The sequence below is a fragment of the Sulfitobacter noctilucae genome (genome assembly GCF_000622365.1).
GTDB lineage: Bacteria > Pseudomonadota > Alphaproteobacteria > Rhodobacterales > Rhodobacteraceae > Sulfitobacter > Sulfitobacter noctilucae.
Genome location: NZ_JASC01000013.1, coordinates 83656 through 96359, shown reverse-complemented (window position 1 = coordinate 96359; position 12704 = coordinate 83656). Strand labels below are relative to the sequence as shown.

Genomic DNA, 12704 nt, shown 5'->3' with positions numbered 1-12704 from the left:
GTGATTGATGCCCGATTGCAAGTGGCCCTGAACGGTGGCGGGTTGGACTTGCCGGAGGAGGGGCGCATCGCGGTTTTCCATCCGCCGATAGACGCAGACTTGCGCGGCATCGTGCCGGATCGCTGTGACATCATCCACGATTTCAAACCTTCCTATGACGCATGGGCCGGACGCGGCTACGACACGCTGGTAACGCCCGCTGGCCCCTATGTGGCCGCTGTGGTTTGTTTGCCGCGTGCCAAGGCCGAAGCCCGGCATATGATCGCGCTGGCCTGTTCGGTGACGGAAGGGGTGGTGGTTATCGACGGTCAGAAGACTGACGGGGCGGACTCGATCCTTAAATCAATGCGCGGACGTGTGACGGTACAGGGTCCTGTGGCCAAAGCGCATGGCAAGATGTTCTGGATTTCGGAACCGGCGGCGGATTGTTTTGCCGATTGGACACAGCTGCCCGCGCAAACCGATGGTGGCTTCTGGACCGCGCCGGGCGTGTTTTCTGCCGATGGGGTAGATCTGGCGTCTGCACTATTGGTCGATGCCTTGCCGGAACACCTGTCGGGCGAAGTGGCTGATCTGGGCGCAGGGTGGGGCTTTCTCGCGGCGCATGTGCTTACACGGCCCGATGTAACCGCTGTGCATCTGGTTGAGGCAGGCCATATGGCGCTGGAATGTGCCAAGCGCAATGTCACCGACGAACGGGCCCACTTCCATTGGGAAGACGCGACGCAGTGGGACCCCACCGGCAAGGTGAATTGCATTGTGATGAACCCGCCATTTCATACTGGCCGGGCTGCAGAACCGCAGATCGGGCAGGCTTTTGTCGCGACCGCGGCGCGCCTTTTGACGGTGCAGGGCGACTTGTGGATGGTGGCAAACCGTCATCTGCCCTATGAGGCGGAATTGAAGAAGCGGTTTGCGCAGGTATCCGAAATCGGTGGGGATTCACGCTTCAAGCTGTTCCATGCAACGCGTCCTTTGCGCGCCCGCCGCAGGCCGTAAACGCGATCAAAAAACGAGGATAACCGTCTATGTCTTTTTCGGTTCAGGGTAAAACGGCCATCGTGACAGGGGCGGCGGATGGTATTGGCCTGGCCATTGCGCGCCATCTGGCGGACCGGGGTGCCAACGTCATGTGCGCCGATTCGCACGAAAAAAAGCTGGTCGAAGAACTGGGCGATGCGCCCGAGGATGGCAATCTGCGTATCTTTGCGGGCGATCTGCGCCAACGGCTGACCATCGCAAACCTTGTCTCGGCGACAATTGATGCCTTTGATCAGGTCGATATTCTGGTCAATGCATCGCGCCAGATGTTGCTGACGGATGCGCTGGATGTCGAAGATACCTCTGTAAAGGATTTGCTGGATCAGAATCTGCTGACGGCGCTGCAACTGACACAGTATGTCGCGAAACGCATGATCAAACAGGCTGAGGAGCAGGAGGAGGGGCAGATAGGCTCGATCATCAACCTCAGCTCTATTGCGGCCACCCATATGCAGCCGGAGTTGATGGCCTATTCCGTCGCGGCCGCGGCAGTGCAGCAGATGACGCGTTCAATGGCGCTTGTGCTGGCACCGCACCGGATCAGGGTGAACGCCATTTCGTTTGGTTCGGTGATGAGTGGCTCGCTGCGCACATCGGTTGCCGAGAACCGCGAGTGGCGCGCCGATATTCGCGAACACACGCCGTTGGGCCGGATTGCCGGCCCGAACGAGCTGTGCGAGGCGGTTCAATTTCTGGCCGCTGAGAGCTCTGGCTTCATGACAGGCGAAGTAATGGTACTGGATGGCGGGCGCAGCCTGCTGGACGCGGTGCGCGCGCCCGCGCATTGATTATTCAGGCTTTGTGCGTGGCACAAGCAGCGTCGCACACCATAACGCCGCGCCAAAGACTGCAACGCCACCGATCATATCGCTGACATGATGCCCGCCGTGCGACAGGATTGCAGGCAACATGGCAAGGTTCAGCACCATAAGGGGCCAAAACGCCCAGGTCCTCCGGACAAAAGCCACAGCAAGGCAGGTCATCACCGTGTGATAGGAGGGGAAGGCAATCGTCCCCATGATGATCTGGGGCGAGATAACAGCGTTCCCGGTTTCGGCCATCTGCATCAGCCGCGCACCTGCGGCTTCGCCGTGGACCAATCCAAGTGCTGCCTCTACCTCATGGGGAAGGGTGACATAGGCCGAAGGGCCCAAGCTGGGCCACGCCCACCAGATGATCACGGCAAAGAGCAGAGATAGAATACCGGTGATCATTACTCTGTGCAGATCAACTTGGCGGTTCAGAAAGCTGAGCAGAAAAAGGACGCCGAACAGCTGGAGCAACGACGTGCCGTAGACCCAGCCCAAAGCTCTGCCAAAGATGGGATAGGCGGCAACGGCGCTTGTGAACCCGGCCCATTCATAGCCGAAAAGTACCGCGTCCATCTGCATGAGCTGGGCGTCGATCATCGGGGTTTGAAAGGGAAAACGCAGGTAGATCAGGATCGTAACCACGCCGGTAAAGCCGATATAGACCCCCGTACCAATCGCCGCCATCGCGGCCCGCGGCATATTCTTGTGGGTCCGGATATAGAGGCCCAGCAGAATCATTCCCACTGCCGGAGCAAAGGAAATCATGAAGGCAGACCATGCCACGGCTTGGTCAAAGCGGATCGATAGCGCGAAGGCCCAGACGCCAACGCAGATCGTCAGCAAGATCATCAGATGTTCGGGTGGAAAGAACGCCTGTTGCAGGCCACGCAGCGTGGCGTTTGATCCGGTCTTGGCGACGGATGATGCGGAAAACTGCGCTGTGGTGTCAGTCGGCATAGCGGTCTCTCAGTATTTCGCGCGGGTATGCGCCACTGACAGTTGCCGTAAGTTTCAGACTATATTGGGGCACGGCGGGGGCAATTGGGTGAAAGGCCTGACGCGGGTAAAATCGGGCTTTGCGCGGACCTGTCGGTTTTGTGCTTGACGGCAACGGGGTGCTGGCATAGTTCACGCGCCGATGGCGTTATAGCTCAGTTGGTTAGAGCGAACGACTCATAATCGTTAGGTCCCTGGTTCAAATCCAGGTAACGCCACCATCGTTCCTATCCAGACACGGCGTCTTGCACTGCCCCATAGCATGTGAGCTGTGCATCATAGTGCATGCCTTCATCAGGGCGGTTTTTCGCGTCTTGCGGGAAGTGTACCCTGGAATCTGCGGCAAGCCACTGAAACTAATAGATAATCAATCTGTTGCTTTTGTAGTCTCACAATTGCCAAATGATAAGTGACAAGGGCCAAAGCATGTCTTAGCGTATGTAATGGTATGCAGGTCATACCGCGCTTGGGAGGAGCATTGAAATCGCCGGTCGCACTGCTTTGCCACAGGATTAAGCGCGCAATTGCCGGAAGCAAGGCAGCCCCCCAATCCACGACCTGACAAATTATTCGGACCGTCCGACACAAGGGCGGCCTTCAAGACACACAAGGGAGAAGACTATGATTTTACGCAGAACGATGATCGGCATGGCAGGTGCCGCGGTGGCCGCCATGATGGCGACTTCGGCGATGGCGCAGGATGTGACGTTGCGCATGCACCAGTTCCTGCCGCCACAGGCCAATGTGCCCAAGCTGGTGCTGGATGTCTGGGCCGACAATGTCGAAGAGGCCAGCGAAGGCCGTATCAAGGTCGAGCGCTATCCCTCCATGCAGCTGGGCGGTACGCCGCCGGAATTGATGGATCAGGCGATTGACGGCGTAGCCGATATCGTCTGGACCGTGGTGGGCTATACGCCGGGCCGCTATCCTTCGACCGAAGTCTTCGAGCTACCGTTCATCATGACGAACGCGCGGGCGGCCTCTTCTGCCTATTGGCAGATGTTTGAAAAGCACATGAAGGATACAGAGTTCAAAGACGTTCATATCCTTGGCACATGGGTCCACGGCCCCGGCATGATCCACACAAACAAGGAAGTCAGAACACCTTCCGACATGCAGGGTTTGAAAATTCGGGGCGGTTCGCGTTTGGTGAACTCTTTGCTGGAAAAAACCGGCGCTACGCCCGTGGGCATGCCGGTTCCTGCAATTCCTGAAGGCCTGTCAAAAGGCGTCATCGACGGCACGACGATCCCGTGGGAAGTAACATCCGCTTTGAAAGTGCCTGAACTGGTGTCGAACCACACCGAGTTCGAAGGCCAGGCGCTTTACGTGCTGACGTTCGTTTTGGCGATGAACAAGGATCGCTACGAAGGTCTGCCAGATGATCTGAAGAAAGTCATTGATGACAACTCCGGTCTTGAGTTCTCGATCTTTGCTGGTGGTACGCAGGCCGACAGCGATGGTCCGGCGCGTCAGATTGCCGTGGATCGCGGCAACAACATCGTCACCGTATCGGGCGACGACGTTCAGGCATGGCGCGATGCGGCCCAGCCGATCTATAACGAGTGGATCGCTGATATGGACGCCAAAGGCATCGACGGTCAGGCGCTTATCGACGAGGCGACATCCCTGATGGAAGCCTACGATAACTAAGTTCTGATCCACAGAAATGACCTGCGCCGGCTGGTTGCTGGCGCAGGTCTTCTGATAAAAGTGAGTATGCAATGCACCGCGCCATCCAGACGCTTGCCCGCCTTGTTGCATTGGCGGGCGGTATTGTCCTTATCGGCCTGATCGCGCTGACCACCCTGTCGATTATAGGCCGATCCATCAACAAGCTGCTGCACAATGATTTCTTCAGCGAAAGCCTCACCGGCTTTTCGCAATGGATGCTTGATCTGGGCGTTGGTGAAATCAACGGCAGCTATGAGTTGCTTGAGGCAGGTGTCGCCTTTGCCATCTTCTCGTTTTTGCCGGTTTGCCAGTTTTATGGCGCCCATGCGACGGTGGATGTGTTCACGTCTTTCCTCCCAAACCGCAGCAATCGCGGGATTGCCGCCTTTTGGGAAGTCGTGCTGGCGGCGGTGATCATCCTGATTGTGGTGCAGCTTTATGGCGGGATGGAACGCTATATTCGCAATGGTCAGACCACGCTTTTCCTGCAGTTTCCGGTGTGGTGGGCCTATGCCGCGAGCTTTGGTGCCGGCGTGATCGCCAGCATTACTGCTGTCTATTGCGCCGGAGCGCGCATTCTTGAAGCTGTGGGTGACCGCAGTATTCTTCCTTCCGAGCATGGAGAGCATTGAGATGAGCAACCTCGAGCTCGGGTTCTGGTCCTTCCCTATTTTGTTGATCATGGTTTTTCTGCGCGCGCCCATCGGCCTTGCCATGTTGCTGTGTGGTTTTGGCGGTTGGTTTTTTGCGATGGGGGGCAACCCGACGCCATTGTTGGCGAAGATGAAATCGGAAACCTACACTACCTTTTCCAGCTATTCGCTGAGCATCATTCCGATGTTCCTGCTGATGGGCCAGTTTGCGACCCTGTCGGGCATGTCCCAAGCCTTGTTCAAAGCAGCCGAGAACTTTCTTGGCCATCGTCGCGGTGGTGTCGCGATGGCGGCGGTGGGTGCCTGTGCGGGTTTTGGCGCGATCTGCGGATCGTCGCTGGCCACAGCGGCGACCATGTCCAAGGTCGCCTTGCCAGAGCTGAAACGATACGGCTATTCCGGTGGCTTCTCCACTGCCACACTCGCCGCTGGCGGCACGCTGGGCATTCTGATCCCGCCTTCGGTGATCTTGGTAATCTATGCGATCCTGACAGAGCAAAACATCGCGAAACTGTTTCTTGCAGCTTTCATTCCCGGCATCCTCGCGGCCGTCGGATATATGCTTACCATCTCCATCTATGTCCGTCTGCACCCCGATGCGGCTGGCACGCGTGCGCCTGTTCCCATGCAAGAGCGGTTCCGTGCCTTGGCCGATTGCTGGCCTGTGCTCTCGATCTTCATCGTCGTGGTAGGTGGCATTTATGCGGGCTGGTTCACGCCCACCGAAGGGTCCGCCATCGGGGCCGCCGCCACCGGGTTGGCGGCACTGTTGTCAGGCAGTTTGAATTGGCGCGTGCTGGGTGAAAGCCTGATCGGCACGGCCCGGACCACCGGTATGATCTTTTTCATCGTGCTGGGCGCTGGGTTCTACAACGGTTTTCTGGCGCTCTCCGGGGTGCCGCAGTTCATGGCCGGTTGGGTGGTTGAACAAGGCCTTTCCCCGCTGCTGGTGCTGTGCGTAATCCTTGTGTTCTATGTGATCTTCGGTTGCCTGATGGACAGCCTGTCGATGATCCTGCTAACCGTGCCGATCTTTTTCCCGGTCGTCATGGCGCTGGATTTCGGTATGACGCCCGAGCATGTGGCGATCTGGTTCGGTATTCTGGTGCTGATCGTGGTCGAGGTCGGATTGATCACGCCGCCGGTGGGGATGAACCTGTTCATCATCAACTCGATGGACCGCGAAACGCCGATGACACAAACCTATCGCGCTGTGATGTATTTCGTTGGCTCCGATATCGTGCGTGTCATCATCCTTGTCGCCTTTCCAGCGATCACGCTCTTCCTGCTGCCGGACTGACATCCGTCTTCAGCCGCAGGCTGCGCAGTAAAGTGCACAAAGCCTTCGATATTGTTGTGTCAATGCGTCGCAGGTGCACAATGATGCGTAACGGAGGAGGGGTGAATGCTGTCAACAACTGCCAATGCGGCGACGTATTTTGTGGACCGTCATATAAACGAGGGCCGCGGCGACAAGACTGCTTTTATCGAAGCAGAGACAGGTCGAACCCTGACGTATAGCGGTTTGGCCGAAGGGTCAGCACACCTTGCAGGGGCATTGACCCGTGCGGGGATCCGGCCCGAGGAACGTGCGGCGGTTCTGGTGTTGGACCAGATCGAATTCCCGCAAATCTTTTTCGGGGCGTTGAAGGCCGGGGTTGTACCCGTACCGATGAACACGCTGCTGGCCACGCCTGTCTATGACGCCATCCTGCGCGACAGCCGTGCCGCGATTCTGTTTGTGTCGGCCCCCTTGTGGGATGTGGTCGCCCCTGCAGTCGCGGGCAATCCTTATATTCGGCAGGTGGTCATGATCGGCGGCGCGGCGACGGGCACGACACCCTATCTGGACTTGATCGCAGATGCGCCCGCGCAGGACACCGCCGAAGTCAGCGGCGATGAGGTGGCCTTTTGGCTTTACTCCTCAGGTTCCACAGGTCAGCCCAAAGGCGTGGCGCATATACATTCCGCCTTGCAGGCAACGTCTGATACCTATGGCGCACAGGTGCTGGGTATCCGCGAAGATGATGTTGTGCTGTCGGCGGCCAAGTTCTTTTTTGCCTATGGTTTAGGAAACGCTCTGACCTTTCCCCTGTCAGTCGGCGCGACCACCGTGTTGTTCACCGGCAGGCCCACGCCACCCAGTATGATCAGCACGATCACTGCGCAAAAGCCCACAATCTTTTGCGGCGTGCCGACGCTCTTTGCGGCGATGGTCGCCGAAATGGACAGATCCGGCGCGCCGGATGCGCCGCTGCGGTTGTGCATTTCCGCTGGCGAAGCCTTGCCCGAAGATGTGGGAAACCGCTGGGAAAAGCACACTGGCGTAGAGATTTTGGACGGCGTTGGTTCAACCGAAATGCTGCACATCTTTCTGAGCAATCAGGCGGGTGATGTCGCTTATGGCACCTCCGGCGTGGCGGTGCCGGGATATGAACTCCGGTTGGTGGATGAAAACGGCCAAGAGGTCGGGGCAGGTGAAGTAGGCGAACTGCTCGTCAACGGGGCTTCTGCCGCCAATTGCTATTGGAACCAGCGTGATAAGTCGCGCAGTACATTTGAAGGGGTCTGGACCCGTACAGGCGATAAATACGAGCGTCGCGAAGATGGTCGGCTGGTCTACTGCGGGCGCACGGATGATATGTTCAAGGTGTCGGGCATCTGGTTGTCGCCGTTCGAGGTAGAGGGCGCGTTAGTCGATCATCCGCAGGTCTTGGAAGCAGCGGTGGTTGCGCACCGGGATGAGGACGGTTTGGAAAAGCCCAAGGCGTTCGTCGTTTTGCAATCGGGTGAGGGGGATCAGGCACTGCGAGATGCGCTGAAGGACCATGTGAAATCCAAGATCGGTCTGTGGAAATACCCGCGCTGGATCGAGGTCGTGGAAGAGTTACCCAAGACGGCCACAGGCAAAATCCAACGCTTCAAATTGAGGGAGTCTGTATGATGGCTATCGAATGGACCACGTCACCCGCCGCCCGCTTGGATGTGAATGGCACAGCTTTGGAATACGCGTGTTGGGGGCCGTCGCCGGGGGATGCGCCAACACTTGTGCTGTTGCACGAAGGCTTGGGATCGGTGGCGCAGTGGAAGGACGTGCCAGAAGCTCTGGCCGCGCAAACCGGCATGGGCGTGTTCGCTTACTCCCGTGCGGGCTACGGCGGCTCTGACCCCGTGTCGCTCCCGCGCCCCCTGGACTACATGACCCGCGAAGCCGAAGACACGCTGGGCGCTGTATTGGACGCGGCGGGTATCACGCAAGCGGTGCTGCTGGGCCATTCGGACGGGGCCACAATCGCCACCATCTATGCCGGATCAATATCCGACATGCGGGTGCGCGGGCTGGTGCTCTTGGCACCACACTTCTTCACCGAACCGGCGGGGCTTGCCGCGATCCGCGCTGTAGGGGAGGCGTTCAGGACGGGTGATCTGCGCGCACGGTTGGCGAAATATCACGCTAATGCGGATGTGGCCTTCAATGGCTGGCACGATGCCTGGACTGATCCGGGCTTTGCCAGTTGGAATGTCGCAGACGCGATCGACCATCTGCGTATTCCCGTGCTGGCGATACAGGGCCGCGAAGACCCTTACGGGACGCTGGCCCAGATTGCCGAGGTCGAAGAGCGGATGTATGCGCCGGTGGAAACCCTGATCCTTGACGGGACCGGCCACGCGCCGCATCTGGAAAAAGCCGATGCAACATTGGCTGCGATCACAGAGTTCTGTGCCCGTCTGATGCGGTTGGAGCGGGAAGGCGTCGCACTTGGCTGAGGACGGCACCATCCCGTTGCCGCCCCACGCCTATATCCCTGGGCAAAACGCCCGCCATCCAGAGGATTGGTTCGACGAGATCAAATCTTCTGTTCACCCCGGCACAATATTGGCTGGCATGCATCATACTGCCGCTTTCCGCGCGGGCTTGAAGTATTTGGAACGAGGGTACTTTTGGGAATGTCACGAGGTGCTTGAGGCCGTCTGGTTGCAAACGCCAGAAGGGTCAGCGGAACGCAATATGGTGCAAGCCTTGATCCAGCTCGCAAATGCCCGACTGAAGCTGCTGATGCAGCGGCCGAAGGCGGCGAAACGGTTGGTTGCGATGGTCGGAGAGCATCTTGCGCGCATACCTTCTGATCAGGTGATTCTCGGCTTGACGGTTGCAGGGGTGCGCGGTTGGCTGAACGCGTGCGAAGCGGCGATATCCTGCAAGTAGGTGCACTATAGCGCATAATATCCGGAAAAAACTGCGGAATGCTTGCCTAAGGCAGTACCTAGATGAATTATAGTTCTCAACACTGACCTTCGGGAGGATCCTGCAATGACCAAAGTGATCGACTTTCAAACCGATCCAACGAAATACCGTCATTGGAAGGTCGACTATGACGGCCCCATCGCGTGGCTGTCGATGGATGTGGATGAAAAGGGCGGGCTGTTCGAAGGCTATGACCTGAAGTTGAACAGCTACGACCTGGGTGTCGATATCGAGCTGGCAGATGTTGTCCAGCGGATGCGGTTCGAGCACCCCGATGTGAAAGTCATCGTGATGCAGTCGGCCAAGGACAAGGTGTTTTGCGCCGGTGCCAACATCCGCATGCTTGGCGGTGCCGCCCATGCCCATAAGGTCAACTTTTGCAAATTCACCAATGAGACGCGTAATACCTATGAGGCCGCTTTGGCCGACAGCGGTCAGAACTATATCTGTGCGATCAAGGGAGCCTGCGCCGGCGGCGGATATGAATTGGCGCTGGCATGTAACCACTTGATGCTCACCGACGATTCCACATCTTCTGTCGCCCTGCCCGAAGTGCCGCTGCTGGCGGTGTTGCCCGGCACGGGGGGGCTGACCCGCGTAACGGACAAGCGCAAGGTGCGGCGCGATCTGGCGGATGTATTTTGCTCGATCGAAGAAGGCGTGAAGGGCAAGCGGGCCGTCGAGTGGCGCTTGGTAGATGAGGTGTTTCCGAATTCCAGCTTTGATGAAAAAGTTGCCGAGCGGGCCAATGAGTTGGCAGAGAAATCGGACAAGGTGGACGTCGCCAAGGGTATCGAACTGACCCCGATCAGCCGCAGCTTTGCCGAGGATGGGGTCACCTATTCCACTGTTGAGGTCGCGTTTAACCGCGACGAAATGCGCGCCACCGTCACGATCAAAGGGCCGGAGGGTGCGGCACCTGCGGACATGGACGTGCTGGCGGCCGAAGGTGCGGAGGCTTGGATGTTGCGGTGTGCGCGTGAGTTGGACGATGCCATCCTGCACCTGAGGAACAATGAAAAAGAAATGGGTCTGATCGAATTTCAGACGCAGGGCGATCCGGAGTTGGTGATCGGACATGAAGCGCTTTTGCTTCAGAACAAGGATCACTGGCTGGCCAATGAAGTGCTGCAATACTGGAAGCGCCTGCTGAAACGCATCGACATGACCTCACGTTCGCTGGTCGCGATTGTCGAACACGGCTCCTGCTTTGCCGGGCCGCTGGCGGAACTCCTGTGGTCGGTCGATCGCAGCTATATGATGCTTGAGGAATTCGACGGCGATAACCGTCCTTTGGCGACTGTCACGATGAGCGATGGCAATTTCGGCACCTATCCAATGAGCAATGACCTCACGCGGTTGGAAACACGATTCCTTGGCACGCCGGAGCAAATCGAGAAATTGAAGTCGTCAGTTGGCGAGGCGTTGGAGGCTGATGCCGCCGAAGAACTGGGTCTTGTCACCTACGCCTATGACGACATTGATTGGGAAGACGAAGTGCGCCTGTTCATGGAGGAGCGCGCGAGCTTTAGCCCTGATGCGATGACCGGGATGGAAGCCAACCTGCGCTTTGCCGGACCCGAAACGATGGAGACCCGCATCTTCGGGCGTCTGACCGCCTGGCAAAACTGGATCTTCCAGCGCCCCAACGCAGTCGGCGAGGACGGTGCGCTGCAGCGCTACGGCACAGGTGTACGCGGCAAATACAACATGGAACGTGTTTAACGGGCGCGGATTTTTGAAAAATCCGGCCCAAATTCTTTGAAAGAATTTGACCCCCAAGAGGAGGAAACCAATGCTCGATCTGATCAACGTAAGCTACGACACGCAAATCCCGAACAACGTCGGCCTGTCAGAAGACAAGAAGGTGCTGAAAGCGCTGGAGAAATGGCACCCTGGTTACATCAACTGGTGGAACGACTTGATCCCGCAAAATTTTCAGGAATCGATGGTTTATCTGCGCACCGCTGTCAGCGTGGACCCAAAAGGCTGGGCGAAATTCGACTATGTGAAGATGCCCGAATACCGTTGGGGCGTATTGTTGGCCCCGCAGGTCGAAGACCGCAAAATCCCGATGGGCGAACATCTGGGCGAACCCGCGTGGCAGGAAGTGCCGGGCGAATACCGCAACATGCTCAAGCGATTGATCGTTATTCAGGGCGATACAGAGCCAGGGTCAGTCGAACAGCAGCGCTTCCTTGGCCTTACTGCGCCATCGCTCTATGACATGCGCAATCTCTTTCAGGTCAATGTCGAAGAGGGCCGCCACCTGTGGGCGATGGTCTATCTGCTGCAAAAGTATTTCGGTCGTGATGGTCGGGAAGAAGCCAACGATCTGCTGGTCCGGTCCTCAGGCGACGAAGATGCGCCGCGCATGTTGGGTGCCTTCAATGAGGAAACGCCTGATTGGCTGTCGTTCTTCATGTTCACCTATTTCACCGACCGCGATGGCAAGATGCAGCTGGAAAGCCTTGCACAGTCGGGTTTTGACCCGCTGTCGCGCACCTGCCGCTTTATGCTGACCGAAGAAGCACACCATATGTTCGTGGGCGAAACCGGCGTGGGCCGCACCATTCAAGCCACGCTTGAGGCAATGAACAAGGCCGGTATCACCGACCCCTACGACATCAACAAGATCCGCGATTTAGGCGTCATCGACCTGCCGACCATTCAGAAAAAGCTGAACCTGCACTACACGCTGTCGCTTGATCTGTTCGGGCAGGAAGTGTCGACAAACGCGGCCAATGCTTTCAACTACGGCATCAAGGGCCGCTATATGGAGCAGCGGATCGACGATGATCATCAGCTTAAGGACGACACTTACGCTGTGACATCAATTAAGGATGGCAAGATCGTCACCGAAGACGTGCCCGCCCTGACCGCGATCAACATGCGCCTGCGCGATGACTATGTCCGCGATGCAGCGGGCGGTGTGGGCCGCTGGAACAAGCAGATTGCGAAATCCGGTATCGAATTTGCGCTCAAACTGCCGCACGAGGGCTTTCACCGCCAGATCGGTGTGTTCAGCACCGTGGCCGTGGACCCCGATGGCGAGATCATCAGCGCGGACGAGTGGCACAAGCGTCGCGACGAATGGCTGCCGACAAAGGCGGATGGCGACTATATCCAGTCGCTCATGGTGCCATGCTACGAGCCGGGCAAATACGCTTCGTGGATTGCCGCGCCCAAGGTCGGCATCGACAACAAGCCGGGTGATTTCGAGTATGTGAAGCTGCACATGGCCTAAAGCTCTTTGCCCCCATCCGTGACATGCATGGGCGG

The 12704-nt window shown here is 57.8% G+C and carries 11 protein-coding genes and 1 tRNA gene; 11 read left to right on the top strand and 1 reads right to left on the bottom strand.

From position 1 onward, the window contains the following. Nucleotides 1-999 carry a class I SAM-dependent methyltransferase gene (locus Z945_RS0107180; RefSeq protein WP_025051420.1) on the top strand — a complete coding sequence of 333 codons (999 nt, stop codon included), beginning with the start codon at nt 1-3 and terminating at the stop codon, nt 997-999. A 29-nt stretch (nt 1000-1028) separates the two neighbouring features. After that, on the top strand, nt 1029-1829 hold the full coding sequence (locus Z945_RS0107175; protein ID WP_025051419.1) for an SDR family NAD(P)-dependent oxidoreductase: 801 nt from the start codon (nt 1029-1031) through the stop codon (nt 1827-1829). On the opposite strand, the gene Z945_RS0107170 is transcribed toward Z945_RS0107175, so the two are convergent. Further along, entirely contained in the window at nt 1830-2810 is a 981-nt protein-coding gene (locus Z945_RS0107170) for a phosphatase PAP2 family protein (protein WP_025051418.1), read from the bottom strand. It lies immediately after the preceding gene. 183 nt (nt 2811-2993) lie between these two features. Between Z945_RS0107170 and Z945_RS0107165 the strand changes: the two genes are divergently transcribed. The 9 genes from Z945_RS0107165 to boxB all read left to right on the top strand — a co-directional run bounded on the left by Z945_RS0107165 (nt 2994) and on the right by boxB (nt 12669). Then, nucleotides 2994-3070 (top strand) — tRNA-Met (locus Z945_RS0107165). Between the two features lie 400 nt (nt 3071-3470). After that, nucleotides 3471-4502, top strand: a complete 1032-nt coding sequence (locus Z945_RS0107160; RefSeq protein WP_025051417.1) for a TRAP transporter substrate-binding protein — start codon at nt 3471-3473, stop codon at nt 4500-4502. Nucleotides 4503-4573: 71 nt separating this feature from the next. Next, nucleotides 4574-5155 carry a TRAP transporter small permease gene (locus Z945_RS0107155; RefSeq protein WP_025051416.1) on the top strand — a complete coding sequence of 194 codons (582 nt, stop codon included), beginning with the start codon at nt 4574-4576 and terminating at the stop codon, nt 5153-5155. Nucleotide 5156: 1 nt separating this feature from the next. Then, nucleotides 5157-6476, top strand: a complete 1320-nt coding sequence (locus tag Z945_RS0107150) for a TRAP transporter large permease (RefSeq protein ID WP_025051415.1) — start codon at nt 5157-5159, stop codon at nt 6474-6476. A 105-nt stretch (nt 6477-6581) separates the two neighbouring features. Next, on the top strand, nt 6582-8120 hold the full coding sequence (locus Z945_RS0107145) for a benzoate-CoA ligase family protein (RefSeq protein ID WP_025051414.1): 1539 nt from the start codon (nt 6582-6584) through the stop codon (nt 8118-8120). Next, nucleotides 8117-8944 carry an alpha/beta fold hydrolase gene (locus tag Z945_RS0107140; RefSeq protein ID WP_241434477.1) on the top strand — a complete coding sequence of 276 codons (828 nt, stop codon included), beginning with the start codon at nt 8117-8119 and terminating at the stop codon, nt 8942-8944. Before Z945_RS0107145 ends, Z945_RS0107140 begins: the two co-directional genes overlap by 4 nt. After that, nucleotides 8937-9383, top strand: coding sequence for a DUF309 domain-containing protein (locus tag Z945_RS0107135; protein ID WP_037970764.1), 447 nt, complete (start codon nt 8937-8939; stop codon nt 9381-9383). The genes Z945_RS0107140 and Z945_RS0107135 overlap by 8 nt, the downstream gene beginning before the upstream one ends. Nucleotides 9384-9488: 105 nt before the next feature. Then, entirely contained in the window at nt 9489-11147 is a 1659-nt protein-coding gene (boxC, locus tag Z945_RS0107130; protein ID WP_025051411.1) for a 2,3-epoxybenzoyl-CoA dihydrolase, read from the top strand. Between the two features lie 70 nt (nt 11148-11217). Next, nucleotides 11218-12669 carry a benzoyl-CoA 2,3-epoxidase subunit BoxB gene (boxB, locus tag Z945_RS0107125; RefSeq protein WP_025051410.1) on the top strand — a complete coding sequence of 484 codons (1452 nt, stop codon included), beginning with the start codon at nt 11218-11220 and terminating at the stop codon, nt 12667-12669. The last annotated feature ends 35 nt before the right edge of the window (nt 12670-12704 follow it).